The organism is Shewanella mytili (genome assembly GCF_046765975.1).
Taxonomy (GTDB): Bacteria; Pseudomonadota; Gammaproteobacteria; order Enterobacterales; family Shewanellaceae; genus Shewanella; species Shewanella mytili.
Genome location: NZ_JBKOUD010000004.1, coordinates 42461 through 68506 on the forward strand (window position 1 = coordinate 42461; position 26046 = coordinate 68506).

At 53.4% G+C, this 26046-nt stretch carries 21 protein-coding genes and 7 tRNA genes; 3 read left to right on the plus strand and 25 right to left on the minus strand.

The genetic code is table 11. The features are described 5' to 3' along the window. Positions 1-150 precede the first annotated feature (150 nt). Both ACIDEJ_RS05770 and ACIDEJ_RS05775 read left to right on the plus strand, forming a co-directional pair. Positions 151-1449: a dicarboxylate/amino acid:cation symporter gene (locus ACIDEJ_RS05770; RefSeq protein ID WP_411987139.1), complete on the plus strand. Its 1299-nt coding sequence runs from the start codon at positions 151-153 to the stop codon at positions 1447-1449. A 123-nt stretch (positions 1450-1572) separates the two neighbouring features. After that, the gene (locus ACIDEJ_RS05775; RefSeq protein WP_411987140.1) at positions 1573-1746 is read left to right on the plus strand and encodes a hypothetical protein; all 174 of its coding nucleotides are present in this window, start codon (positions 1573-1575) and stop codon (positions 1744-1746) included. Between the two features lie 148 nt (positions 1747-1894). Here the strand turns inward: ACIDEJ_RS05775 and ACIDEJ_RS05780 are convergent. From ACIDEJ_RS05780 to recA, 12 genes are all read right to left on the minus strand, one after another. Further along, a tRNA-Ser gene (locus ACIDEJ_RS05780) sits at positions 1895-1986 on the minus strand. Between the two features lie 6 nt (positions 1987-1992). Beyond that, positions 1993-2069: transfer RNA gene (locus tag ACIDEJ_RS05785), tRNA-Arg, on the minus strand. A gap of 28 nt (positions 2070-2097) precedes the next feature. Continuing rightward, a tRNA-Arg gene (locus tag ACIDEJ_RS05790) sits at positions 2098-2174 on the minus strand. A gap of 39 nt (positions 2175-2213) precedes the next feature. Next, a tRNA-Arg gene (locus ACIDEJ_RS05795) sits at positions 2214-2290 on the minus strand. 30 nt (positions 2291-2320) lie between these two features. Then, a tRNA-Arg gene (locus tag ACIDEJ_RS05800) sits at positions 2321-2397 on the minus strand. Between the two features lie 30 nt (positions 2398-2427). Then, positions 2428-2504 (minus strand) — tRNA-Arg (locus ACIDEJ_RS05805). Between the two features lie 19 nt (positions 2505-2523). Then, positions 2524-2615 (minus strand) — tRNA-Ser (locus ACIDEJ_RS05810). Positions 2616-2822: 207 nt separating this feature from the next. Next, on the minus strand, positions 2823-3020 hold the full coding sequence (gene csrA / locus ACIDEJ_RS05815; RefSeq protein ID WP_411987141.1) for a carbon storage regulator CsrA: 198 nt from the start codon (positions 3018-3020) through the stop codon (positions 2823-2825). Positions 3021-3136: 116 nt separating this feature from the next. Beyond that, on the minus strand, positions 3137-4351 hold the full coding sequence (locus ACIDEJ_RS05820) for an aspartate kinase (RefSeq protein WP_411987142.1): 1215 nt from the start codon (positions 4349-4351) through the stop codon (positions 3137-3139). Between the two features lie 23 nt (positions 4352-4374). Next, positions 4375-6996: an alanine--tRNA ligase gene (gene alaS, locus ACIDEJ_RS05825; RefSeq protein WP_411987143.1), complete on the minus strand. Its 2622-nt coding sequence runs from the start codon at positions 6994-6996 to the stop codon at positions 4375-4377. 532 nt (positions 6997-7528) lie between these two features. Continuing rightward, positions 7529-7951 carry a regulatory protein RecX gene (locus tag ACIDEJ_RS05830; RefSeq protein ID WP_411987144.1) on the minus strand — a complete coding sequence of 141 codons (423 nt, stop codon included), beginning with the start codon at positions 7949-7951 and terminating at the stop codon, positions 7529-7531. Between the two features lie 23 nt (positions 7952-7974). After that, a complete protein-coding gene (gene recA / locus ACIDEJ_RS05835; protein WP_411987145.1) occupies positions 7975-9042 on the minus strand; it encodes a recombinase RecA in 1068 nt (355 codons plus the stop codon). A 305-nt stretch (positions 9043-9347) separates the two neighbouring features. Between recA and mutS the strand changes: the two genes are divergently transcribed. Beyond that, entirely contained in the window at positions 9348-11933 is a 2586-nt protein-coding gene (mutS, locus tag ACIDEJ_RS05840; protein ID WP_411987299.1) for a DNA mismatch repair protein MutS, read from the plus strand. A gap of 145 nt (positions 11934-12078) precedes the next feature. Here mutS and rpoS read toward each other — a convergent pair whose 3' ends face one another. The 13 genes from rpoS to rlmD all read right to left on the minus strand — a co-directional run bounded on the left by rpoS (position 12079) and on the right by rlmD (position 26012). Beyond that, complete coding sequence (gene rpoS / locus ACIDEJ_RS05845; protein ID WP_411987146.1) at positions 12079-13026, minus strand: RNA polymerase sigma factor RpoS; 948 nt, start codon at positions 13024-13026, stop codon at positions 12079-12081. A 74-nt stretch (positions 13027-13100) separates the two neighbouring features. Next, complete coding sequence (locus ACIDEJ_RS05850; protein ID WP_411987300.1) at positions 13101-14018, minus strand: peptidoglycan DD-metalloendopeptidase family protein; 918 nt, start codon at positions 14016-14018, stop codon at positions 13101-13103. 54 nt (positions 14019-14072) lie between these two features. After that, entirely contained in the window at positions 14073-14711 is a 639-nt protein-coding gene (locus ACIDEJ_RS05855) for a protein-L-isoaspartate(D-aspartate) O-methyltransferase (protein WP_411987147.1), read from the minus strand. Then, the gene (gene surE, locus ACIDEJ_RS05860) at positions 14708-15457 is read right to left on the minus strand and encodes a 5'/3'-nucleotidase SurE (RefSeq protein ID WP_411987148.1); all 750 of its coding nucleotides are present in this window, start codon (positions 15455-15457) and stop codon (positions 14708-14710) included. The genes ACIDEJ_RS05855 and surE overlap by 4 nt, the downstream gene beginning before the upstream one ends. Next, positions 15454-16527 (minus strand): tRNA pseudouridine(13) synthase TruD, encoded by a 1074-nt coding sequence (gene truD, locus ACIDEJ_RS05865; RefSeq protein WP_411987149.1) that lies wholly within the window; start codon positions 16525-16527, stop codon positions 15454-15456. The genes surE and truD overlap by 4 nt, the downstream gene beginning before the upstream one ends. Continuing rightward, positions 16521-17021 (minus strand): 2-C-methyl-D-erythritol 2,4-cyclodiphosphate synthase, encoded by a 501-nt coding sequence (gene ispF / locus ACIDEJ_RS05870; RefSeq protein ID WP_411987150.1) that lies wholly within the window; start codon positions 17019-17021, stop codon positions 16521-16523. Before ispF ends, truD begins: the two co-directional genes overlap by 7 nt. A 26-nt stretch (positions 17022-17047) precedes the next feature. Further along, complete coding sequence (gene ispD, locus ACIDEJ_RS05875; protein WP_411987151.1) at positions 17048-17779, minus strand: 2-C-methyl-D-erythritol 4-phosphate cytidylyltransferase; 732 nt, start codon at positions 17777-17779, stop codon at positions 17048-17050. 30 nt (positions 17780-17809) lie between these two features. Next, the gene (ftsB, locus tag ACIDEJ_RS05880) at positions 17810-18112 is read right to left on the minus strand and encodes a cell division protein FtsB (protein WP_411987152.1); all 303 of its coding nucleotides are present in this window, start codon (positions 18110-18112) and stop codon (positions 17810-17812) included. Positions 18113-18224: 112 nt separating this feature from the next. Further along, on the minus strand, positions 18225-19520 hold the full coding sequence (eno, locus tag ACIDEJ_RS05885) for a phosphopyruvate hydratase (protein ID WP_411987153.1): 1296 nt from the start codon (positions 19518-19520) through the stop codon (positions 18225-18227). Positions 19521-19708: 188 nt separating this feature from the next. Next, positions 19709-21346, minus strand: a complete 1638-nt coding sequence (locus tag ACIDEJ_RS05890) for a CTP synthase (RefSeq protein WP_411987154.1) — start codon at positions 21344-21346, stop codon at positions 19709-19711. Positions 21347-21486: 140 nt separating this feature from the next. Then, complete coding sequence (mazG, locus tag ACIDEJ_RS05895) at positions 21487-22275, minus strand: nucleoside triphosphate pyrophosphohydrolase (protein ID WP_411987155.1); 789 nt, start codon at positions 22273-22275, stop codon at positions 21487-21489. A gap of 70 nt (positions 22276-22345) precedes the next feature. Next, positions 22346-24556, minus strand: a complete 2211-nt coding sequence (gene relA, locus ACIDEJ_RS05900; protein ID WP_411987156.1) for a GTP diphosphokinase — start codon at positions 24554-24556, stop codon at positions 22346-22348. Between the two features lie 121 nt (positions 24557-24677). Next, positions 24678-26012 carry a 23S rRNA (uracil(1939)-C(5))-methyltransferase RlmD gene (gene rlmD / locus ACIDEJ_RS05905; RefSeq protein ID WP_411987157.1) on the minus strand — a complete coding sequence of 445 codons (1335 nt, stop codon included), beginning with the start codon at positions 26010-26012 and terminating at the stop codon, positions 24678-24680. Between the last annotated feature and the right edge of the window lie 34 nt (positions 26013-26046).

Consider the following 26046-nt stretch of genomic DNA (forward strand, 5'->3'; position numbering starts at 1 on the left):
CCGGCTCCCGCTTTTATTGATACTGCCCCGGTGACATGCACCAACGCCATTAACAATAACGATAACCATAAGTTATAAGAAAAGGTTTTATCTGCACGGCAGCACATGGGATTACAATCCCTCCATTGATTTCATACACAAAATTCATCCATGACTTGTACACCCGATAATAAACCCACACCTTTTGCCGCTACCGGTAACTCCCCGCTTTTGCGGTTTTACCAAGGCATTCCCTTTTGGCAAAAAGTACTGGCAGGTTTTTTGCTCGGCGCGCTTATGGGCGTATTGCTGGGCGAAAATGCCACGGTATTAAAACCCTTGGGGGATTTGTTTATCAAGGCCATCACCATGCTGGTTGCACCGCTGGTGTTTTGTGCCATTGTCTCCAGCATTACCGCCCTGGGCAGTGAGGTGGGGCTTAAGCGCCTCAGCCTTAAAACCCTGGGCATGTTTATGCTAACCGGCACCCTGGCATCACTGATAGGGCTGGCGGTCGGCAGCGCCATGAACATGGGCGGCAGTATTGAGCTGGCCACCACTGAAATCAGGGAGCGCAACATTCCCGGTTTCGGCCAGGTGCTGCTGGATATGATCCCGGTGAATCCGTTTGATGCACTGGCCCAGGGCAAGGTATTGCAAATCATCGTGTTCGCCGCATTGGTGGGCATTGCCATCAACATGGTGGGCGATAAAGCCAAGGCATTGAAAGATGCCATCCATGCGGGGGCTGAAGTCATGTTCCAACTGACACGGCTGGTGATGAAGCTGACCCCCATTGGCGTATTTGGCCTGATGGCTTGGGTTGTGGGCCAATACGGGCTGGACAGCCTATTGCCACTGGCCAATTTCATACTGGCCATTTATGTGGCGGCGCTGATCCACATCATTTGCGTCTATGGTGGGCTGATAAAGTTTGTAGCCAAACTGAGCCCGTTACAGTTTTTCCGCAAAGCCATGCCGGCGCAACTGGTGGCATTCAGCAGCGCGTCAAGTTACGGCACGTTGCCGGTCACTACCCGTTGCGCCCTGTCCATGGGCGTATCAGAACGCTACAGCGCTTTTGTACTGCCTTTGGGTGCCACCATGAACATGGATGGCTGTGGTGGTATTTATCCTGCCATTGCCGCCATTTTTATCGCGCAAATTTATGGCATTCCGCTGGATATGACCGACTATGTGCTGATAGCCATTACCGCAACCGTGGCCTCAGTAGGCACCGCCGGGGTGCCAGGCAGCGCCATGGTGATGCTGACCGTCACCTTGGGGGTAATTGGATTGCCCTTGGAAGGGATTGCCTATATTGCGGCCATTGACCGGGTGATAGACATGGCGCGCACCTGCACCAATATCACCGGCGACATGATGACCGCCGTGGTGGTGGGGAAATCCGAAGGGGAATTTGATCCCCAACGGTTTGACCATCATCCAGCTGAAGCTAAAGCGGCTTAAGCTCCCATCGTTTAAACTTCGCTCACAACATCGCGAATGACCAAAGGCTGCCACTGCAGCCTTTTGCTTATGGCTGACAACCGCTATGATTACCCGGCCAAGCACCTATTTGAATGGAACGTTATGTTAATTGGACGACTGCTGTTTTTACCGCTTATATTGGCACTGCTGTGGCTAGCGTTTCTACGTTACAACCGCATGTCGCTGGCCCAGGGCGCCCAAGGCTTTGTGTGGATTATTGGCGTGAGCGCCACCGTTATCTGCCTGCTGGCATTGGCAATGTGGCTAACCGCCTGAACCTTGTCATCAGCCGGCCATCAATCAACATACCACTTATCGTAACCCGGTGATTGCGACGTGACAGCGATGATGCAAGGGAAATGACGGGGAAATTGTGCAGCCAAGGGGTATTACGAGGGAAAATAAACAAGCGGTTCATAAAGAATGGCGGAGAAGGAGGGATTCGAACCCTCGATGGGAGTTAAAGCCCATACTCCCTTAGCAGGGGAGCGCCTTCGGCCACTCGGCCACCTCTCCGCGAATTGGTGCGCATGGAAGGAGTCGAACCTCCGACCACCTGGTTCGTAGCCAGGTACTCTATCCAGCTGAGCTACATGCGCGTGAATTCGTTACATCTTTTGTGATATCTGGTGCGCATGGAAGGAGTCGAACCTCCGACCACCTGGTTCGTAGCCAGGTACTCTATCCAGCTGAGCTACATGCGCTTTCAGACAATCAATGCTTAGCAGTCTTCAGTTTTCCGATGGTGCGCATGGAAGGAGTCGAACCTCCGACCACCTGGTTCGTAGCCAGGTACTCTATCCAGCTGAGCTACATGCGCTTGATCATCTTGGAAAACTAAAGCAGGAAGTGGTGCGCATGGAAGGAGTCGAACCTCCGACCACCTGGTTCGTAGCCAGGTACTCTATCCAGCTGAGCTACATGCGCGAATTGTATTCTTACTGCTAAAACGGGAAATGGTGCGCATGGAAGGAGTCGAACCTCCGACCACCTGGTTCGTAGCCAGGTACTCTATCCAGCTGAGCTACATGCGCATTTTTCACGTTAAGAAAATGGCGGAGAAGGAGGGATTCGAACCCTCGATGGGAGTTAAAGCCCATACTCCCTTAGCAGGGGAGCGCCTTCGGCCACTCGGCCACCTCTCCGTTTTTCTTGGCGCACATATTACTGTTTGAAGAAAATAAGTCAAACGCTTTTTAGGAAAGCCAAATCGTTTGTCCTGTTTTTAATCATATCGCTCAATAAGCTGGCAACGCCGCCAAAAACAAGGTTTTGGGAAGTGCCAGACATGAAAAAGCCAGCACGTTCGGCTGGCTTTTCAAACATCCATTGCAAGACCTATAAACATAGGATTAAAAGTCGCCGCCTTCAGAGGAAGAGCCGCTTTTTTCAGACTGGATGCGTTGATAAATTTCTTCGCGATGCACGGAAACTTCTTTAGGCGCATTAACGCCGATACGCACCTGGTTGCCTTTCACCCCCAGTACAGTCACTGTGACCTCGTCACCAATCATCAGTGTTTCGCCAACACGACGAGTCAAAATCAGCATTAGATTGCTCCTCTATTATCCATATCTTTATATTACGGCGCTTATCAGTTATGGCGCCTATTATAATGTGAGCTTAGTACAAAATAATAGTATGCAATACCAAATCCCTTGTTTTGCTATACCTTATTTAATCCAAAACCGTGATGCAGCACGCGAACAGCGCGGTCAGTATTTGCTTCATCCACCCATACCGACAATGCCGCAGTGGAACAACTGGTCAACTTAACATCAATGCCTTCACCTTCCAAGAGATCATCAATATTTTGTGTTAGCCGAGAAATTGACGGCACCACGCCAGCAACAACTGACAAGCGGCTTAATGAAGGAAAACACTTGCAAGAGATGGCCGATGAATTTAACTGCGCCATGGCAGCCACCAGCTGGGAATATTGCTGCTGCTGTACGCCGAACCAGAGATTGCTGGCACTGTCGTCGGTTTCAAACGAAACGCCACAATGGCGAAGAAGGGCCTGGATCTGCTGGCGCAACTCATGGGCCTGCAGGGGGTTTGCATGCGTTAGCAGCGCTTGGTGGCGATGGATGGCAATGCCGGTAACCCTGGAAGTTGCAGGCATCGCCTCTTCAATAAGCGTGCCCTGCCCCGGCGTGAAGCTGGACAATACCCGCAGCGGTACCCGGTAGCGCTGCGCGGTAGCGACAGAATCGGGATGAAGCACTTTGGCGCCGTGTCTGGCCAATGCCAACATCTCGGTGAAACTGATGCAATCAAGCTTGCGGGCCGTGGGTTCTATGGCGGGATCTGTTGTGAAAACCCCGTCAACGTCAGTGAATATCTGGCACTCATCAGCCGCCAGCGCTGCTGCCAAAGCCACCGCAGTGGTATCAGAGCCGCCCCGGCCAAGAGTGGTGATATTGCCGGCAGCATCCACCCCTTGGAAACCCGCCACCACCGGCACGATGCCGGCATGCAGCAGTTGCTGCAGATGATGGCTGTCAATCTGTTCAATATCCGCCGCGCCATGCATGGACGAAGTGCGAATGGGCACTTGGGATGCCAACAGTGAGCGGGCATTAACGCCCCGTTGCTGCAACGCGATACAGAGCAAGGCAATGCTCACCTGCTCTCCTGTAGCCACGAGCATATCCAGCTCACGGGCGGGTGCTTCCCCCCCCAATTGCTGCGCCAGGGCATACAGGCGATTGGTTTCACCGGCCATTGCCGAGCAAACAATCACCTGGTGCTCGCCAAGGCGGTAAGCCTCGGCAATCTGCTCGGCAACCACCCCAATGCGTTCCAAAGAACCCACTGAGGTGCCGCCGAATTTTTTCACATACAACCGTGAACCACGGTGAACGGGTGCTGTTGTCACAGAAACCTCAGCAGAGATGTGGCTTATAAACGCTCCTGCAACCAGGGCAGCACGGTTGCCAATGCCTGAGGCAATTTTTCCGGTTCACTGCCACCGGCCTGCGCCATATCAGGACGGCCACCACCTTTACCGCCTACCTGTGCGGCAATCATGGCAACCAGTTCACCCGCTTTCACCTTACCGGTAAGATCTTTGGTCACACCGGCAATCAGGTTGACTTTGCCATCATGGGCAATACCTAACACCACAATGCCAGACTGCAACTTCTGTTTCAGTTCATCCTGCAAACCGCGCAGTGCACCGGCATCAACGCCTTCCAGCAATTTCACCAACACTTTGGTACCGGCTACTGTGGTGGCGTCATTCACCAAGTCGGCACTGGCTGCAGCAGCCAGTTTATCCTTCAGTTGCGCAATCTCTTTTTCCAGTTGCTTGCTGCGATCCAACTGGGTTTTGAGTTTGTCCACCACGGAATGGACATCCCCTTTGAGCAGGTGGGCCGCATCTGACAATGCTTGCTGCTGCTGGGCGATATAAGCCATGGCGGCAGCGCCGGTCACGGCTTCAATACGCCGAATGCCTGCGGCAATGCCGCCTTCGGAGACAATCTTGAATACGCCGATGTCACCGGTGCGCCCCACGTGGGTTCCCCCACACAGTTCAATCGAAAAGTCACCCATGGTGACCACCCGTACATGGGTATCGTATTTTTCACCGAACAGCGCCATGGCACCTTTCGCCTTGGCCTGTTCCAGATCCATCTCATCGGTGTGCAGCTCATGGTTACGGCGAATTTGGGTATTCACCAGTTCTTCCACTTCTTGCAGCTGGGCTGGGCTCATGGCTTCAAAATGCGAGAAGTCAAAACGCAGGCGATCCGGTTCTACCAATGACCCTTTCTGAGCAACATGACTTCCCAATACCTGACGCAGCGCAGCGTGCAGCAAATGGGTCACGGAGTGGTTGAGCTGTGTGCGATGACGCAGCTTTTTATCCACCATGGCATTAACGCTTTGTCCGAGCGTCAGGCTACCGCTGTTCAACACGCCCACATGGCCGATTGCCTGGGCATATTTTTGGGTATCGTTGACCACAAACTCGCTGTCATCAGCACTCAGTGTGCCTTTGTCGCCTACCTGCCCACCGGACTCGCCATAAAAAGGCGTATCATCCAGGATCACCACGGCTTCTTGTCCTGGCTGCAAGGCTTCCACTGGCTGGCCATTCACATAAATGGCCGCCACCTTGCCTGTGCCATTGAGCGTGTCATAACCACAGAAGTGACTGACAACATCGGTTTTAATGCCCGCATTGTAATCGGCGGCAAACTGTCCGGCAGCTTGGGCACGGCTGCGCTGGGCGGCCATGGCAACATCAAAGCCGGCTTCATCAACAGTGATGTTGCGCTCACGGCATACATCGGCGGTCAAATCCAGCGGGAAGCCATAGGTATCGTACAGTTTGAAAGCGGTTTCACCATCCAGCACATCGCCGCTGAGCTCTGCCAGTGCGCTGTCCAGAATGCCCAGTCCCCGCTCCAGCGTGCGGGCAAACTGTTCTTCTTCGCCTTTCAGTGCATTTTCCACAATGTGCTGAGTGGCCTTTAAATCCTTGGCGGCATCGCCCATCACGTCAATCAGCGTAGGCACCAGCTTGTAAAAGAAGGTGTCAGTTGCGCCCAGTTTGTAACCGTGGCGCACGGCGCGGCGAATAATGCGGCGCAGTACGTAACCCCGGCCTTCATTGGACGGCATTACGCCATCAGCCACCAAGAACGCGCAAGAGCGGATATGGTCAGCAATCACCCGCAGGGATTTATCTTCCAAATCGCTCACGCCGATAATCTCAGCGCTTTTGGCAATCAGGGTTTTGAATACGTCGATTTCATAGTTGGAATGCACCTTTTGCAAAATGGCCGCGATGCGCTCCAGCCCCATGCCGGTATCTACCGAAGGTTTCGGCAACGGTGACATGGTGCCATCAGCCTGGCGGTTAAACTGCATGAAAACGATGTTCCAGATTTCGATAAAGCGGTCACCGTCTTCTTCAGGAGTACCGGGACGGCCACCCCAGATGTGATCGCCATGATCATAGAAAATTTCAGTGCAAGGACCACAAGGACCGGTATCACCCATTTGCCAGAAGTTGTCGGAGGCATAAGGCGCGCCTTTATTATCCCCAATGCGGATAATGTCCTCGGCCGGAATGCCTATTTCCTTGTTCCAGATGTTAAAGGCTTCGTCATCGTTCTGGTAAACCGTTACGCACAGTTTTTCTTTTGGCAGTTTCAGCTCTTCGGTGAGGAAGGTCCAGGCAAACCGAATGGCATCATGCTTGAAGTAATCGCCGAAACTGAAGTTGCCTAACATCTCGAAAAAGGTGTGATGACGGGCGGTGTACCCCACATTATCCAGGTCGTTATGCTTGCCGCCGGCACGAACACAACGCTGCGCGGTGGTTGCGCGGCTGTAGCTGCGTTTTTCATTGCCAAGAAACACGTCTTTGAATTGGTTCATCCCGGCATTGGTAAACAGCAGTGTAGGGTCATTACCCGGTACTAAAGAACTACTGTCTACTACCTGGTGACCGTTCTTTCGGAAAAACTCCAGAAAAGCACTTCGCAGTGCGGCGGTGGTCTGATACATGAAATCGTCCTGAATAACTTAGGCTGTAATCTACAAATAGGGCCTGCGACAAGAAGCGCAGAAGCATTTGTTACACGTAATAGTTAATAGCCCGCCATTATAAGCGTGCAGGCACAGAATACCAATCAGAATCACGTGGCAAAGCCCCGCCGTCACCCAATCAAGTCCCATGCACAATGGCAACCAATACAGCACAGCCCAATGCTGACCATCGTCATCCCAAACAGCCAAGGGAAAGGCGCAAAAATCAAAGATGTTGCCCGCCGCCATATCCGTTCATCAACATGAAACCCTGTTACATGACATGGCCGGCAAACCGTCACAAACGCAACAAAAGGCTTAGTAAAGAGGGTGGTGGGTAAATAGAGAATTGATAAATGACGGGGTGTGTAGTGATCACTAAAGAGATGGCAATAGCACTGACAGGCGCTGCAGTTTTAAACCCCTTGGGCAGCGCCCTGGCCTCTCATGGGGAGTTTTACATGACAACACCATGACAACATCATGAAAACGCAACACGACACCTAAAGCGTTATGCCTCGGGGTCATCATCCAGCGCGGCAGCTATTTGCTCGTAATTGAACCCCTGTCCGGATAAATGACGCATACGACGGGCACGCTCTTTGGCATCCACGCCCTTGTTGTCAGCACCGAATTTTTTCAGTGCCCGAGCCTTGGCCAACTGCACCCAGTCACAATCCGCAGCAGCCAACGCCATTTCAACCGTTTCTTTGGTCAGGCCTTTTTGCAGGGCAGTCTGCCGAATTCTTACCGGGCCGTGGCCTTTGGCAATTTGCCCGCGTATCAGCATGGCGGCATAACGCTGGTCATCCACAACGCCCTGCTGCTCCAACGCATCCAGTAACGGCGCTATGTCCAACTTGGCAAAGCCTTTATCCAGCAGTCGGGCGCATAACTGCCCCCGGCTGTAATCGCGGCGCGCCAATAGCGTCACCGCGGCATCCTTGACTGACTCGCTCAGAAGATTTCTCCGGTTTCCATATCCACATTATCTTCGGGAGTGGCAGCTGGCGCTGTGGCCGCATCCGCCCCTTTATGCAGCAACATTTCGCGTAGCTTGCGCTCAATCTCTTGCGCTATTTCAGGGTTTTCCCGCAGGAACTTACCGGCATTGGCACGCCCCTGACCAATTTTATCCCCTTGATAGCTATACCAGGCACCTGATTTTTCAACCAATTTGTGGGTTACCCCCAAATCGACCAGCTCCCCTACACGATTAATCCCCTGGCCATAAAGGATTTGAAACTCCGCTTGTTTGAAAGGCGCTGCCACCTTGTTTTTCACCACTTTGACGCGGGTTTCATTACCCACGACTTCATCGCCTTCTTTAATCGAGCCGGTGCGGCGGATATCCAAACGGACGGAAGCGTAGAATTTCAGGGCATTACCACCGGTGGTGGTTTCAGGGTTACCGAACATCACCCCGATTTTCATGCGGATTTGGTTAATGAAAATCAGCAAGGTATTGGATTGTTTCAGATTACCCGCCAACTTACGCATGGCCTGGCTCATCATGCGGGCTGCCAGCCCCATGTGGGAATCACCAATCTCCCCTTCAATTTCTGCTTTAGGGGTCAAGGCGGCAACCGAGTCCACGATAATCACATCCACCGCGCCGCTGCGGGTCAAGGCATCACAGATTTCCAATGCCTGCTCGCCGGTATCCGGCTGGGAACACAGTAGATTATCGATATCGACCCCTAGCTTGCGGGCATAAATCGGGTCAAGCGCGTGTTCGGCATCAATAAAGGCACACACTTTACCTTCCCGCTGTGCGGCGGCAATCACTTCCAGCGTCAAGGTGGTTTTCCCGGAGGATTCAGGGCCGTAGATTTCTACGATGCGTCCCAAGGGTAAGCCGCCGGCGCCCAAGGCGACATCCAGCGAGAGTGAACCGGTGGAAATGGTTTCCACGTCCATGCTTCTGTCTTCACCCAATTTCATAATCGAGCCTTTGCCAAACTGTTTTTCAATCTGGCCCAGCACAGCGTTTAACGCTTTCTCTTTGTTCGGATCAATCTTCATTCTGGTTCCCTCTTGGCACAACCTGCGCGTTGTGAAATGCCTGTCATCACCCGGGCGGGCAAAAATCGCTTCAACATTACGTCAGTAGTATACTGTACAATCATACAGTATCAACCCCTGTGCATGATTAATTTAGCGATGACTATCCAAGGGCCAGCAGCGTTTCATCAAAGTCATCCGCTTACCGGTTTGGCAGACAAAATTTACGATGCTGAACTTCATCCCCTGCAAATACCTGTTAATATTGCCAGTTAAATTGCGGGTTTATTCCCGAGTAACCAGAAGAAGAACTGCGCTAGCATATGATGCAAAATTCAGCTGCCAATCCCGGTATCGATCTCGAAAAGCACACGCCCATGATGCGGCAATATCTCACCATGAAAGCACAGCATAACGACATGTTGCTGTTTTACCGCATGGGGGATTTTTATGAACTTTTTTATGACGACGCTCGGCGCGCCTCTGAACTGCTGGGCATCTCCCTAACCGCACGCGGCAAGAGTGGCGGAGATCCCATCCCCATGGCCGGGATCCCTTATCATGCCGTAGAGAGCTACCTGGCAAAGTTGGTGCAACAGGGGGAATCCGTTGCCATTTGTGAACAGGTGGGAGACCCGGCATTGGCCAAAGGGCCAGTGGAGCGCAAGGTGGTGCGCATTGTAACCCCCGGTACACTGACCGATGAAGCCCTGCTGCAAGAGCGGCAAGATAACCTGCTGGCCGCCGTCTATGACGGCACAAACGGTTTTGGCTATGCCACGCTGGATGTGGCCTCCGGGCGTTTTATCATCACAGAGCTTGATACGCTTGAAAGCCTTGAAGCCGAACTGCAACGCACCAAGCCCGCCGAGTTGCTGTACAGCGAAGACTTTGCTCCCCAGCAACTGCTTGACAGCATTAAGGGAAAACGTCGCCGTCCCGAGTGGGAGTTTGATTTTGACACGGCCATGCGTTTATTGCTGGAACAATTTGGCACCAAGGATTTACGTGGTTTCGGCATTCAAAAGGCCCGGCTTTCATTACAGGCGGCAGGCTGCTTGATGCAGTATGTGCGTGACACCCAGCGCACGGCCCTGCCCCACATCAATGCCATTCACCAATGCAACCCCAGCGACAGCATAGTGCTGGATGCGGCCACCCGGCGTAATCTGGAGCTGACCCAAAACCTGTCCGGCGGACGGGAACATACACTGGCCGCCGTACTGGATGCCACCGCCACCCCCATGGGCAGCCGCATGTTGCAACGCTGGATCCATCAGCCGTTACGCCAACGGCCATTGATTGAAGCGCGGCACAATGCCGTGGCCGAATTGCTCTCCACGGGAACCTACGAATCGCTGCATCCTTTGCTCAAATCACTGGGGGATGTAGAGCGCATTATCGCCCGGCTAGCCATCCGCAATGCCCGTCCCCGGGATTTGGCACGTTTACGCCAGGCACTGGCTCTGTTGCCGGATATCCAGCAACAGATGACCAAACTGCAGCAAGCCCATTTGCAACAGATCAAACAACAACTGGGCGAGTTTCCGGAGACGCTGTCACTGTTGCAACGGGCCATTGTGGATAATCCGCCGGTGTTAATTCGTGATGGTGGCGTTATTCGGGAAGGGTACCATGCCGAGCTGGATGAATGGCGCCGCTTAAGTGACGGGGCCACTGATTACTTGCAACAGCTGGAAGTGCGGGAAAAGGAACGCACCGGCATTGCCACGTTGAAGGTGGGTTTTAACCGGGTGCATGGCTATTACATTGAAGTGTCCCGCGGCCAGTCCGACTTGGTACCCATGAGTTACCAACGGCGCCAGACCCTGAAAAACACGGAACGCTACATCATTCCCGAACTCAAGGAATATGAAGAAAAAGTGCTGTCCAGCCAGGGGAAAGCGCTGGCGCTGGAAAAACAGCTCTGGGATGAATTGTTTGATTTGCTGTTGCCCCAACTCCACGCCCTGCAATGTTTTGCCATTGCCGCCGCCGAGCTGGATGTACTGAGTAATTTTGCCGAACGGGCCGAGTCATTCAATTACTGTCAGCCCCAACTCACGGATGATACAGGGATAGATATTGCCGAAGGCCGCCACCCGGTGGTGGAGCGGGTTAGCACCGCCCCCTTTATTGCCAACCCGGTGATCCTCAACCCCAAACGCCGCATGCTGATTGTGACCGGCCCCAACATGGGTGGGAAGTCCACCTATATGCGGCAAGTGGCGCTGATAACCTTAATGGCGCATATCGGCAGTTTTGTGCCGGCCACCCACGCCATCATCGGGCCGGTGGATAGGATTTTCACCCGCATAGGTGCATCTGATGACCTGGCATCCGGTCGCTCCACCTTCATGGTGGAAATGACGGAAACCGCCAACATTCTGCATAACGCCACGGCAAACAGCCTGGTTCTGATGGATGAAATCGGCCGGGGAACCTCCACCTATGACGGCATGTCACTGGCCTGGGCCGCCGCTGAATATCTTGCGCAAAAATTAGGGGCGCTGACGCTGTTTGCCACCCACTATTTTGAATTGACACAACTGGCCACATTGTTACCGCAGGTCATCAACGTACATCTGGATGCCATGGAGCACGCCGATACCATTGTCTTTATGCATGCGGTACAGGAAGGGGCAGCCAGCAAGAGTTACGGGTTGCAGGTAGCGGCCCTTGCCGGCGTGCCCGCAAAAGTCATCAAGGCCGCCAAACAGAAATTGCGGGAGTTGGAAGCCCGGGATAGCCACCATGGCACCGAGGCGGCGCCATTGCAGCCAAGCTTGCCCTTGGAGTATGAGCCATCAGCGCTGGAGCTTGCACTCAAACGGCTTAATCCGGATGAGTTAACCCCCAAGGCGGCGCTGGAAGTATTGTATCAATTGCAGGCTTTGGCCAATCAGCCCTAATGACCAAACCCCCGGTGCGTTTAACCGGGTTATGGCAAAACACAAAAAAAGCGCACAGGTTAATGACTGTGCGCTTTTTTCACTCAATCTCAGTGACGTTTTGCAATGGCAAACGCCCCTCCCTCACGCCAACGCCGTGCAGGGGTTACATTTTGAATAACGCCTCTACGGACAACCCTTGTGCGGAAATCATATCCCGTAAGCGCTTGAGCGCTTCCACCTGAATCTGCCGCACCCGTTCACGGGTAAGCCCGATTTCAGACCCCACATCTTCCAGTGTGGCCGGTTCATATCCCAGCAGCCCGAAACGCCGGGCTAACACTTCCCGCTGTTTGGTGCTCAGTTCATTCAACCACTTCACCACAGATTTGGACATGTCTTCCTCTTGCACCTGGGCATCCGGGGTATAGCTGTCGTCATCAGGCAACACGTCCAGCAACGCTTTTTCGTTATCACCGCCAATGGGCATATCCACAGAGGTGATTTTTTCATTCAATTTCAGCATGCGACTGACGTCGGCACTGGGCAAGTCCAGTTTATCGGCTATCTCTTCCGCGGTGGGTTCATGATCCAGTTTATGCGCCAGTTCCCTGGCAGTACGCAGGTATACGTTCAGCTCCTTGACCACGTGTATGGGCAGGCGGATGGTGCGGGTCTGGTTCATGATGGCCCGTTCAATGGTTTGACGGATCCACCATGTGGCATAGGTGGAAAAACGAAATCCCCGTTCAGGATCAAATTTTTCCACGGCGCGGATAAGACCCAGATTGCCCTCTTCGATGAGATCCAATAACGCCAAACCGCGATTGTTGTAACGACGGGCGATTTTGACCACCAGCCGTAGATTACTTTCAATCATTCGATTTCGGGACTTTTCGCAACCTTTGAGCGATTTGCGAGAAAAATAGACTTCCTCTTCTGCGGTGAGTAGCGGAGAAAAACCGATTTCGCTGAGATACAGCTGGGTAACATCAAGGTTTTTCTGCAGATCGTCCTGCACGCGTTCTGCCAGTGCTTCAGCCTGTTGCACGTTGCTGTCCACCGACAGGTCTGCATATTCCTGCACGGAAGTTTTGGTATTATTTCGGCTCATAAGTGCTCTCCCAAAATTTTCAACAGTAATCTACATTTGGTGTTTTCCTCCGATGCCAAAGTGGCGCCAAACCATCAACGTTTGGGTAAATAATTCAAAGGGTTAACAGGTTTTCCGTGGTAACGTATTTCAAAGTGAAGCATTACCCGATCCGTGCCTGTACTTCCCATTTTGGCAATAGTCTGTCCTGCCGAGACGTGTTGTTTTTCCTTAACTAAGACCTTATCTGCATGTGCGTATGCGCTCAGATAATCATCGCTATGTTTGATAATAACGAGGTTTCCATATCCTCGTAAGGCATTACCGGCATAGACTATTCGACCATCAGCAGCGGCTTTTATAATATCGCCACGACTACCAGCAATCTTAATTCCCCTATTGCCTTGTTCTTTATTGGAAAACGTTGCTATCAACTTGCCATTTGCCGGCCATAACCACTGGCTGACATTTTCAGGTAGAACAACCCCCGAACTGTGGACAACTCCGTTAACAACTTGTTTACCATTGGTTACAATGTACGCAGTGTTATGGGCAGAATCAAGTGTTTTTTGCGATGTGGGCGATGAGGCTCCTTTCACTACCTCTTTATGGGTAATAATCTGTTTTTTCTCATTTTTATGTTTTGCTGTCGGCACTTGCCGTTTGAAGTTTTTACTCGATGAAGGGGCTTGGCTGGCGCGTGGGGAATCAACCAGCCGTAAAACCTGGCCGGGGTAGATGGTATAAGCGGAGTCCAAGTGGTTCAGCCGGGCCAAATCCCGGTAATCCTTGTCGGCAGCCCAGGCAATGGAGTACAGGGTATCGCCCTTGTGCACCCGGTAATGTTTGGCATCGTTCAAATAACCTTTTTCGATCACCGGGCGAGTGCCGTTGATGGAATAAACCGGGGCGGGATGAGACGCTTTAAAACTACACCCACCAAGAAGCAGTAACGCAGTGATGCAGAGCAACCCGGTGTGGTTTCCCCAAAGACTTAATGTGCGGACACTCAAATGACATTTTCTCTGGGACACTCCGTTCCTCTCTGTTTGGCTTAGGCGATAGGTTTAGGCCAATGCACCACTCACTAACGGGACAAATCTGACCGCTTCCACCACATTGGAGGTATAGGTTTCTCCGTGGCGCACAATGCGTAATAACTGTTGGTTATCTTCGCCGATGGGAATGATCAGCACCCCGCCGTCAACCAATTGGCGTAACAGGGCATCCGGAATATCCGCTGCTGCCGCAGTTACCACAATGGCGTCAAACGGTGCCCGGTTTTCCCATCCTTGCCAACCATCACCGTATTTGAATGACACGTTATGCAAATCCAGCCGTTTCAATCGTTGCCGGGCCTGGATTTGCAGGCTCTTTATGCGCTCCACCGTATAAAGCTGCGGCACCAGTTGCGCCAACACTGCAGCCTGATAACCGGAGCCGGTACCAATTTCCAAGACTTTGCCAGGATGGGTGGCCATCACCAGCTCCGTCATGCGCCCCACAATGTAGGGCTGGGAAATGGTTTGCCCGGAGCCTATGGGCAAGGCGGTGTTTTCATAGGCTTTGTGGGCCAAGGCACCGTCAATAAACAACTCTCTGGGTGTTGATGCCAGTACCTGAAGCACCTGGGGATGGTTTATCCCGGCGTCACTGAGTTTACGGGTTAACTGCAGTGCCGCAGATGCTGAAGCTGCGCGACTCATAGTTTCTCAATCCACTGTTGCAATTTTGATAACTGTCGGTATGCCGTCAGATCTACGGTTAATGGTGTTATAGACACATAGCCCTGAGCCACGGCGTAAAAGTCGGTATCCTCCCCCACATCCAGCTCAATCCCCGGAGGGCCGAGCCAGAAGATCTCACGTCCGTGTGGATCAGTCGTCCGAACCATATCTTCAGCTTTATGACGGGTTCCCAAGCGGGTCACCCTGATCCCCTGAATATGATCCATGGGTAAATCCGGTACATTGATGTTCAGGATCTGATCCGATGCAATGGGAAAGCGTTTCAGTCCCTCAATGATTTTCAGTGTATACGCTGCGGCCGTACCGTAGTGGGTCAATGCCCGACCAGCCAAAGACACCGCCACCGCGGGTAATCCTAAAAACCGCCCTTCCATGGCCGCGGCCACCGTGCCGGAATACAAGGTATCATCCCCCATGTTGGCACCGGCATTAATGCCGGAAACCACCATGTCGGGTTCGCCATCGCCGCACAATTCCCGAATGGCCAAGTGAACACAATCTGTAGGTGTACCGTTTACTGAGATGTAGCCGTTGTCCAACTTATTAATTCTCAACGGGTTCGTCAAGGTTAATGAGTTGCTTGCCCCGGAGCAGTTACGATCCGGCGCCACGGTTTGCACTGTGGCCACCTGTGAAAGGGTCTCCGTCAGAACCCTAATGCCAGGAGCGGTCACCCCATCATCATTGCTGACCAGAATTTTCATGCTTGCTTGTTGTCCTGTTGCGCTTCTTTTTCGGCAATGGCCTGTTGCCAGCGGCGTTCGGCCACATCGGTATAGTCGAGTAATTCGCGCAGCACCGAGGTGGCATAAGCACCGGCGGGCAATACAAAGCTTATGCGCAGCCCTTCCGGCACAACCGTCCAACTCATGGCTTGGGGAAACAGCAACAAGGGACGGCGCTCCTGGGATAGCCCGGCATGTTCCAGCCCATCCAAATCCTCGCCATAATCTGCCAGGACAGCCGTTTCAAATTCACGGGCATCCCCCTGGGACAGGGGCAGTCCCCGTCCCCACAGGGGAGCGGACAATTGAATGTCCTGAGAGGCCAAACGCTGTTTGAGCACATCGTCCCATGATTCAGCCACAAAAAAGCTATGGCTGCCGGCCAGCATCACGCAGTCACCGGCCAGCAAGGCATCGGGATGCTGCTGCAATCTTGCCGACACCACACTGTTGAACAGCATGGAGCGCAAGGCCGACAGGTACAGGGAGCGTTTATTGCGATCCTTCACTTTTTTGCCCGCCAGCATTTCACGGGCTTTGGCAATATTGCCGCCACGGTGCCCAAAGCGCTGCTCGCCAAAATAGTTGGGCACGCCATGCTGGCGAATTTTCTCCAGCCGCTGCTGAATATCATCCAGCCCGCTCACGTCTCGCAAAATGAGGGTGAAACGGTTTCCCATCAGCGCCCCGATGCGTAATTTTTTACTGTGTCGCTGGCTGCTGATGATATGCAAGTTATCAGCATTCAACTGCTGCCAGTCCGGGGTTTCCTTGCCGGGGATGCGCACGCCGAACCACTGCTCGGTGACGGCGTTTTTATCTTTCTGTCCGGCAAAGGTAACCTCTTTGGGATGCACGCCGGCAAATTTGGCTATCATGTCGGCCACCGCTGCCGTATTAAGCCCGTTTTTACGGATATGCAGCAAATGGTGCTCGCCTTCACCCGTGGCCGTAAAAGGTAACAGTTCTTGCACCAAAAAGTCGCTGTTTTGGGTACGCAAAGCGCCCTGGCCACTGGGTTTTCCGTAAAGGTAATGCAGCTCTACCACGCAACTTGCTCCTCTGTTAATGATTGCAACAGCACCACCGCTTCCACGGCAATCCCCTCTTTACGGCCGGTAAAGCCTAATTTTTCCGTGGTGGTGGCTTTAACGTTAATGGCATCCAGCGCCACGTTCAAATCGGCGGCCAACACGCTACACATGGGCGCAATATGGGGTGCCATTTTCGGTGCCTGGGCAATAATGGTGACATCCAGATTGCCCACACCAAAGCCACGCTGTTGCACCAGTGTTACGCAGTGCCTAAGCAATGCCCGGCTATCGGCCCCTTTGAATTTGGGGTCGGTATCAGGGAAATGACGGCCAATATCACCCAATGCCATGGCCCCCAACAAGGCATCTGCCACGGCATGCAACACCACGTCGCCATCTGAATGTGCTTCAAGCCCCGTATCGTAAGGGACGGTAACGCCCCCCAGGATCAACGGCTTATTGCCCCCAAATTTGTGGACATCAAAACCATGCCCTATTCGTATTTTCATCAATGACTCCCGTTATCCGGTTTCAGTTAACATTGCACATGACGATGGCGCAGATATAAGGCTGCCAATGTCAAATCGTCCGGATGAGTTACCTTAATATTATCGCTGCGACCGGGCACCAACCCGGGGTGAATACCGGCCCACTCCATGGCGGAGGCTTCATCTGTCACCACCGCGCCTGCGGCAATGGCGGCTGTGAGATGTTGCTGCAACAGCCGTGCAGGAAACAGCTGAGGGGTTAATGCATGCCACAAGGCATCCCGTGACACGGTTTCCTGAATGCTGCCATCAACAGATGCTCGCTTCATGGTGTCCCGTACGGGAGTGGCTAAAATCGCCCCTTGAGGGTATTGGGTACGCGCTGCCAGTAATTTATCAATGTCGCCATGAGTCAAACAGGGTCTGGCGGCATCGTGCACCAGTGCCCAGGCGCTGGTGTTTGTGACATGATTGAGCGCTGCCAGCACTGAGTCTGCCCGCGCCTGCCCGCCCGTTACGGTTAACAGCTTGGGATGATGAGCCTGGGGCAGCTTGGCAAAAAACACATCTTGCGGATGCAAGGCCACAATCACTTGGGTGATGGCCGGGTGCCCCAGCAACAGCTGTAAGGTACACCCCAGAATGCAGCCATCCTGCAATGGCAGGTATTGTTTGGGACAATCAGCCCCCATGCGGCTGCCAATCCCGGCGGCGGGCACAATGGCAATGACCTCCTGGTCCGCCTGTTCTTGCGTATGCTGTAATTCAGTTCGATTCATGATGCCCTGCAATAAAAAACCTGGCGACTGTCAGTTGGTAGATACCGTCATGGAGCGCTGTTCACCGCCCACCACCCGATAAAACGTCTCGCCTTTTTTGATGAGCCCCAATTCATTGCGGGCCCGCTCTTCGATGGCTTCTTTGCCGCTGCGCAAATCCAGGATCTCTTCTTTCAATGCCTGGTTGCGCGCTTCGAGCGTGGCGTTATTGTGTTGTTGCTGAGCGATTTGCCGCTGCAAATGGAAATATTCGGTAAGGCTGTTGTCTCCCCACCATAACCGGTACTGCATCAACCCCAGCAACAGGCATCCTAACAAAAGCAAAGGTTTCATAGGCGGTGCAAACCCTTCCTGACAAATGTTCTGCGACAGATAGTACAACAAAAAAGGCCACCTGGTGGTGGCCTTTTCCATCTGTTGCTGGCTATCTTGCCAAAAACGCGGCTTATGCCTGCGCTTTAATCGCAGCCAGTCCCAGGAAAGGTGCTTTTTCGCCCAATTGCTCTTCAATGCGCAGCAACTGGTTGTATTTGGCAATACGGTCTGAACGGCACAAAGAACCGGTCTTGATCTGGCCAGCGGCAGTGCCTACAGCCAAATCAGCAATGGTGGCATCTTCGGTTTCACCACTGCGGTGAGAGATAACGGCAGTATAACCCGCTTCTTTTGCCATCCGAATGGCCGCCAGCGTTTCGGTTAAGGAACCAATCTGGTTAAATTTGATCAGGATGGAGTTACCGATGCCCTGCTCAATGCCACGGGCCAGAATTTTAGTGTTGGTCACAAACAAGTCGTCACCCACCAGCTGGATCTTGTTACCGAGGATTTTGGTCAGGTAAGCCCAGCCTTCCCAGTCGGATTCATCCAGGCCATCTTCGATGGAGACAATCGGGTATTCTTCGGTCAATGATTTCAGGAAATCAGAAAATTCATTGGCAGAGAACACCTTGCCTTCACCGGCCAGATCATATTTTCCGTCTTTGTAAAATTCGGAGGCGGCGCAATCCAGTGCCAAGGTCACATCACTGCCCAGTGCATAACCGGCAGCAGCGATGGCTTCTTTGATGACTGCCAAGGCTTCGGCATTAGATGACAGGTTGGGCGCAAAACCGCCTTCATCACCCACAGCAGTATTCAAGCCTTTGGCTTTCAGGACTTTTTTCAGATTATGGAAAATTTCAGCGCCCATGCGCAGCGCTTCACGGAACGTCTGGGCACCTACGGGCTGGATCATGAATTCCTGGATATCCACGTTATTGTCGGCATGCTCGCCGCCGTTGAGGATATTCATCATGGGAACAGGCATACTGTACTGCCCTGGGGTGCCGTTAAGCTCGGCAATATGGGCATACAAGGGCACACCCTTGAATGCTGCGGCGGCTTTGGCTGCGGCCAGTGATACGGCCAAAATGGCGTTAGCACCCAGTTTGTCTTTGTTTTCGGTGCCGTCCAACTCAATCATGATGTTGTCCAGCTCAGCCTGGGCGGTGGCATCTTTACCCAGCAACGCGTCACGGATAGGGCCATTGATATTGCCCATGGCCAGCAAAACCCCTTTGCCCAGATAACGGCTCTTGTCGCCATCGCGCAGTTCCAGTGCTTCCCGGCTGCCGGTAGAAGCACCTGAGGGTGCTGCAGCCATACCGATAAATCCACCTTCCAGATGCACTTCGGCTTCTACAGTGGGGTTACCGCGCGAATCCATGATTTCGCGACCAATGACGTTAACAATCTTAGCCATAATATCCTCAATTCAGAGATAAAGATTAAAAGAAAAACCCATACCCATATAGCATCCCCATGACATAGGTACCGGGCTCTTGATACGGTAGCGGTGTTCCATCATACGACATTCCCGGCATATTGATGAAGCACCGTCAGCATTTATAAAAAAACCGGCACTGCATTGCAGCACCGGTTCTTGGCATCTTAGCCTAATTTGCTTTTCTGGTAGGCACTGGCAGCAGTGACGAACCCTTCAAACAACGGATGGCCATCCCGTGGGGTGGAGGTGAATTCCGGATGGAACTGACCGGCCACAAACCATGGATGATTAGGCAGCTCAATCATTTCCACCAGTTTGCGATCTGATGACAAGCCACTGAATACCAGACCGGCGGCTTCCAGCTGCGGTACAAAGGTGTTGTTGACTTCGTAACGGTGACGGTGACGCTCAACACAGCTGTCGCTGCCATAGGCGGTCGCAGCCTTGGTGCCCGGGATAAGATGACACAACTGGGCGCCCAAACGCATGGTGCCGCCCAAATCCGAGGCTTCGTCACGATGTTCCACATGCCCTTCTTCATCAATCCATTCGGTGATCAATCCCACTACAGGATAAGGCGTTTGTGGATCGAATTCTGTAGAGTGCGCGCCTTCCATACCGGCCACATGGCGAGCAAATTCAATCAGGGCAACCTGCATCCCCAAGCAGATGCCGAAGTAAGGCAAGTTGTGCTCACGGGCATATTGCGCCGCCATGATTTTGCCTTCTATGCCACGGTTGCCAAAGCCGCCGGGCACCAGAATGCCATCCAGCCCTTCCAGCACTTCCACGCCTTTGGCTTCCACGGTCTGGGAGTCAATATACTTGATGTGCACTGACATGCGGGTCTTGATCCCAGCATGTTTCAGCGCTTCATTCACGGATTTGTAAGCATCCGGCAGTTCAGTGTATTTACCCACCATCCCGATGGTAACTTCACCGTTGGGGTTGGCTTCCTGGTAAATCACGTTTTCCCATTCTGACAAATCCGCATCATTGCATTGCAGGCCGAAGCGTTTCACCACCAGCTCATCCAGCCCCTGGGAGCGCAGCAGCGCCGGGATTTTATAGATGGAGTCCACATCCCGCAGGGAGATGACCGCTTTTTCTTCCACATTGCAGAACAGGGAAATTTTTGCCCGTTCGGTGGCAGGAATCGCCCGATCGCCACGGCACACCAGAATGTCTGGCGCAATGCCAATGGAGCGCAGTTCTTTCACTGAATGCTGGGTGGGTTTGGTTTTCACTTCCTGGGCCGGGCCAATGAAAGGCACCAGCGTCAGGTGCATGTACATGCTGCGCTCACGGCCCAGCTCAACCCCCAACTGACGGATGGATTCCAAAAATGGCAGTGATTCGATATCACCCACGGTGCCGCCAATCTCCACAATGGCTACATCGTGTCCTTCGCCGCCTTCCAGCACTTTTTCCTTGATGGCATTGGTAATGTGGGGGATCACCTGAATGGTGGCGCCCAGATAATCACCACGGCGCTCCTTGCGCAGCACTTCTTCGTAGATGCGGCCGGTGGTAAAGTTATTACGCCGTCCCATTTTGGTACGAATAAACCGTTCATAGTGGCCCAAATCCAGATCGGTCTCGGCACCGTCTTCGGTGACAAACACTTCGCCGTGCTGGATGGGGCTCATGGTGCCCGGATCAACGTTAATATAAGGATCCAGCTTCATGATGGTCACATTGAGGCCCCGCGCCTCCAATATTGCGGCCAATGAAGCAGCTGCAATGCCTTTGCCTAGTGATGAAACCACACCACCGGTTACGAAGATATACCTTGTAGTCATGCTGAACCTGAGAAAAAAAGAGTGAGAATTTAGCGCTCGAATGACGCGCCAGGATGGGGCGACAGTATATCAAAAGCCTCAGGATTTACCAAACCGTGAATCATGAAAATTGTGATGACCAGGGATTTACAAATAGCCGCTTAACGGCGCTCTTGCTGCTTAACCTGCTCCCAAAACTGATCCAGTGACGCTAAGCTATGCTCACTAAAGGGTTTTCCCGATTGTTGCACCCGCTGTTCCACCCCGCGAAAACGCCGCTCGAATTTATGATTGGCTTGTCGCAGCGCTTCTTCAGGGTTAACGCCCACATGGCGCGCCAGATTCACCACGGCAAACAACAAATCGCCCACCTCTTCTTGCAAGCGCTCGGCATTGGCCGGAGATTGCTGGGCTTCCTCCATCACTTCCCCCAGCTCTTCCTCCACCTTGGCGGCCACCGGTGCCAGCGCATCCCAGTCAAAGCCGACCCTGGCCACCCGTTTCTGGATTTTGGCCGCCCGGCTGAGAGCCGGCAACGCTAGGGGAATGTCATCCAGCAGGGAGATCAACTGCCGAGACTGGCGCTCTTGGGCCTTGAGACTTTCCCAGTTTTCATGCAAATCATCAATTTTGGCATCGGCAAACACGTGGGGATGGCGAGAAACCAGTTTGTCACAGATGCTGCTGACCACGGTGTCAAAATCAAACCGTTGCTGCTCTTTGGCCATCTGGGCATAAAACACCACCTGAAACAGTAAGTCCCCAAGCTCCGCGGGCAGCCCCTGCCAGTCTTGCCGCTCGATGGCATCCGCCACCTCATAGGCTTCTTCCAGCGTAAACGGAATAATGGACTGAAAGGTTTGCGCCTGATCCCAAGGGCATCCCTGCTGGGGATCCCGCAGTTTTGCCATAATGGCCAATAATCTTTCCATACCTGCTGAATCTGCCATAACCTGTTGATGTCTCTTCTATTGACTGCTTGATGATACTGCAATACCCATTGCCAAGCGCGGCCGCTGACTACAGACGACGCGCCTCTATGACCCCGTCGACCTGATTGAGTTTGGAAATGACCCGGGACAAACCTTCCACGTTATACAGTTCCATCTCCAGCTCAATGGTGGCGGTTTGGGTTTTGACATCCGAAGAGGTATTCATCGCCAGCACATTGGACTTCTCCGCCGCCAGCACGGAGGTGAGATCCCGCAACAAGCCGGTACGATCATTGGCCATCACCCGCAGCCTCACTTTGTAGCCGCCGGAATAGTTTTCGCCCCACACCACATCCACCACCCGCTCTGGATGGGCACGCACCAGCTCTTTGAGCTGTTCACAGTCAGCCCGGTGTACCGAAATGCCCCGGCCTTTGGTGATGAACCCGAAAATTTCATCCCCCGGCACCGGCTGGCAGCAACGGGCCAGATGGCTCATCAGATTACCCACGCCGTTGACTTCGATGCGATCCTTGCCACTGCCGCCGTTGGCTTTCTGTCCGCCTTTTTTGACCAGCTCTTCAATGGCATCCTCTTCGGAGGGGTGCTCCTGACGGCACTGGCCCTGGATATAATTCACCACCTGGTTCAAACGCACGTCGCCGCCGCCAATGGCCGCCAGCAAGTCATCCATATTGCCCACGTTAAAACGTTCCACGGCAATAAAGGCGTCTTTCAGGTTAAGGCCGATGCGAGACAACTCCGCGTCCAGCATCTCCCGGCCTGCCACCAGGTTTTTATCCCGGTCTTGCTGTTTCAACCAGTGCAGGATTTTGCTGCGGGCACGGGAGGTCTTGATGTATCCCAGATTTGGGTTCAGCCAGTCCCGTTTGGGGTTGGGGGTTTTGGAGGTGATGATTTCCACCCGCTCACCGGTTTGTACCTGATAGGTAAAAGGCACAATGCGGCCGTCCACCTTGGCACCAATACAGCGATGGCCCACTTGCGAGTGAATGTAATAGGCAAAATCCAGCACGGTGGAGCCGCCGGGCAGGTCAACCACCTCACCTGACGGCGTGAATACGTAAACCCGGTCTTCAAATACCTGGGCGCGGATCTCTTCTACCAGATTGCCGCTTTCGGCCACATCTTCCTGCCATTGCAGGATTTTACGCAGCCAGTTGATTTTTTCTTCATAGCCCGTCTGTTTGCCAGCGGTGCCCTCTTTGTATTTCCAGTGCGCCGCCACCCCGAGCTCGGCATCATCGTGCATCTGCTGGGTACGGATCTGGATTTCCACCGTTTTGCCTTCAGGCCCCACCACCACGGTGTGAATGGACTGATAGCCGTTGGGTTTGGGATTGGCGATATAATCATCAAACTCCCGGGGGATATGGTGCCAAAGGGTGTGAACCACCCCCAGCGCGCCATAACAATCCTGTAAGCGCTCGGTCACCACCCGCACGGCGCGCACATCAAACAGCTCATCGAATTTCAGGTGTTTGCCACGCATTTTGCGCCAGATGGAGTAGATGTGCTTGGGGCGACCGTACACTTTGGCGGCAATCTGTTCGTCATCCAGCCGTTGCTGCAGTTGCGCCACGAAATTGTCGATGTAGACTTCCCTATCCAGCCGTTTGCCATCCAGTTGCCGGGCAATCTCTTTGTAGGTATCCGGATGCAGGTAACGAAACGACAGGTCTTCCAGCTCCCATTTGAGCTGGCCGATGCCCAGACGGTTGGCCAACGGGGCATAAATGTCGGCAATTTCCCGGGCCAGTAATACCCGGTTTTCTTCATCCGCGCTTTTTACCTGCCGCAGCAGGTACACTTTCTCCGCCAGCTTAATCACCACGGCGCGCACATCTTCCACCATGGCCAGCAACATTTTACGGATGTTATCAATTTGCGATTCCGTGGTGCGGCTATCATGACTCAGCTGCAAATAACCGATGGCATCCATGGTTTTCACGCTGCGCACCAGAGCGGCCAGGCTGGGGGCGCACCGCTCAAGCAGGTATTCGTCGTCAATCAGTCCGGCTTCGAAACACACAAACAATACCGAAGCCTGCAGGGTTTCAATATCCATGTTCAGCGGCGCCAGAATTTCAATCAGTTCCCGGGCCTTGGCCTGCAGCTCGGATGGCGCAATATGGCATTTACCCAAGGGCAAACGCTCCAGTTGCTGCAACAATGCCAGTAATTGCCGGGCTTCTTCTGGCTGAGCCACATGACGCTTCACCCAGTCATCCAGGGTAAAGTCCGGATCCTGAAAATGCGCTTCGCGAACAGATACCATCTTTGTTTCCTTTTATTGGCCTGTAAAAAACAGACGCCTCCAGACCCTCTATCTTGGGATTTGCCTGCGGGAAGTCAAACCCCAGATGGCAATTTTTGGCAAACCGCCTGTAAAGCGGTGATTATTTGCGCGTAAATAATGCCATGGCTTCGATGTGATGCGTCTGGGGAAACATGTCCAGCAAGGCCAGTTGACTAAGCTGGTATCCCTCAGCGCTCAGGCGGGCACTGTCCCGGGCCAGGTTGGCCGGATTGCACGACACGTACACCACGGCTTCTGGTGCCAGCCGCGGCAATTGGGCCAGCAATTCCCAAGCGCCGGCGCGGCTGGGATCCAGCAGCAATTTATCCACCTTGTGTAACCAGGGTTGCGTGTGCAGTTCGCCGTTAAGGTCGGCGCAGTAAAATGTGGCGTTTGCCAGTCCTGCCGCCATGGCATTGCGCCGCGCCTGTTCCACCAGTTGCACCACCCCTTCAACACCTGTCACGTTGGCGCCGCAGTCCGCCAATGGCAGGCTGAAATTTCCCATGCCACAAAAGAGGTCCAGAATCCGTTCCCCGGGTTTTGGGGCCAGCCACTGCAACGCCTTGGCCAACATCAGCTGGTTTACCCCGCCATTGACCTGAATGAAATTACCGGGGTTAAAATGCAGTGTCAGCTGCCGCTTAGCGCCGGCACACAGATAAAACGGTTGCTGCCCTGCCAGGTATTCATATTCATCATCGCCGTATTGCAGCGCCAGGTGGCAGTTGAGCCGGTTTGCCAACTCCGACAGACGGCGGCGATCTTTGTCCGCGACGGTTTTTGTCATCCGCAAAACCACCAAGGGGCCGCTGTCTGCCGCGATTAATTCCACATGTCCCAAATGACCCACACTTTGCAACTGCGCCAACGATGCCGCTAGCGGTTTTATCAGGGCGGACAATGCCGGCATCAGTACCGGACAGCTTTCCACGGCAATCACCTTGTTGCTGTCTTTGGCGCGAAATCCCATGGAAAACCGTTTATTGGCTTTATCGTACCAGGTGGCCAAGCGGGCTTTACGGCGATAAGCCAGCGCTGAATCACTCAGCACCTCAATGGGGGGAAGCCCGTCAATGTCCGAGAATTTCTGGAACAGCTCGGTTAACACCTGCTGCTTGTACTGGCGTTGTGCATCCACCTGCAGATGCTGTAAATCGCAGCCACCGCATTGCCGGTAATGGGCACATACGGGCTGGCAGCGTTGTGGTGAGGTTTGCAGCACTTTCAATAGCTGGGCGCGGGCATACTGCTTTTTGTCTTCCGTGATGCGTACCTCGGCGGTTTCCTGCGCCAGCAACCCGGGCACGAATACCACCTTGCCCCCTGATTGCGCCACACCGGCGCCGAGATGATCCAGTGAATGGGCCATCACCTGAATTTTTTTCGCAGTGACAGCCGATGTTTTTGGTTTTGCTTTAAAAAATTGTGCCATGCAAATCTCTTGGGCAATAAAAATACTGGTAAAA

What these genes read in the sequence shown, in the direction of transcription:
- ftsB (WP_411987152.1), bottom strand. Translation starts at nt 18,112, where the DNA reads ATGAAACCTTTGCTTTTGTTAGGATGCCTGTTGCTGGGGTTGATGCAG.
- ACIDEJ_RS05855 (WP_411987147.1), bottom strand. Translation starts at nt 14,711, where the DNA reads ATGAGTCGCGCAGCTTCAGCATCTGCGGCACTGCAGTTAACCCGTAAA.
- alaS (WP_411987143.1), bottom strand. Translation starts at nt 6,996, where the DNA reads ATGTATCAGACCACCGCCGCACTGCGAAGTGCTTTTCTGGAGTTTTTC.
- ACIDEJ_RS05890 (WP_411987154.1), bottom strand. Translation starts at nt 21,346, where the DNA reads ATGACTACAAGGTATATCTTCGTAACCGGTGGTGTGGTTTCATCACTA.
- csrA (WP_411987141.1), bottom strand. Translation starts at nt 3,020, where the DNA reads ATGCTGATTTTGACTCGTCGTGTTGGCGAAACACTGATGATTGGTGAC.
- rpoS (WP_411987146.1), bottom strand. Translation starts at nt 13,026, where the DNA reads ATGAGCCGAAATAATACCAAAACTTCCGTGCAGGAATATGCAGACCTG.
- mazG (WP_411987155.1), bottom strand. Translation starts at nt 22,275, where the DNA reads ATGGCAGATTCAGCAGGTATGGAAAGATTATTGGCCATTATGGCAAAA.
- surE (WP_411987148.1), bottom strand. Translation starts at nt 15,457, where the DNA reads ATGAAAATTCTGGTCAGCAATGATGATGGGGTGACCGCTCCTGGCATT.
- rlmD (WP_411987157.1), bottom strand. Translation starts at nt 26,012, where the DNA reads ATGGCACAATTTTTTAAAGCAAAACCAAAAACATCGGCTGTCACTGCG.
- ispD (WP_411987151.1), bottom strand. Translation starts at nt 17,779, where the DNA reads ATGAATCGAACTGAATTACAGCATACGCAAGAACAGGCGGACCAGGAG.
- recA (WP_411987145.1), bottom strand. Translation starts at nt 9,042, where the DNA reads ATGAAGATTGATCCGAACAAAGAGAAAGCGTTAAACGCTGTGCTGGGC.
- mutS (WP_411987299.1), top strand. Translation starts at nt 9,348, where the DNA reads ATGCAAAATTCAGCTGCCAATCCCGGTATCGATCTCGAAAAGCACACG.
- ACIDEJ_RS05770 (WP_411987139.1), top strand. Translation starts at nt 151, where the DNA reads ATGACTTGTACACCCGATAATAAACCCACACCTTTTGCCGCTACCGGT.
- ispF (WP_411987150.1), bottom strand. Translation starts at nt 17,021, where the DNA reads ATGAAAATACGAATAGGGCATGGTTTTGATGTCCACAAATTTGGGGGC.
- eno (WP_411987153.1), bottom strand. Translation starts at nt 19,520, where the DNA reads ATGGCTAAGATTGTTAACGTCATTGGTCGCGAAATCATGGATTCGCGC.
- relA (WP_411987156.1), bottom strand. Translation starts at nt 24,556, where the DNA reads ATGGTATCTGTTCGCGAAGCGCATTTTCAGGATCCGGACTTTACCCTG.
- ACIDEJ_RS05775 (WP_411987140.1), top strand. Translation starts at nt 1,573, where the DNA reads ATGTTAATTGGACGACTGCTGTTTTTACCGCTTATATTGGCACTGCTG.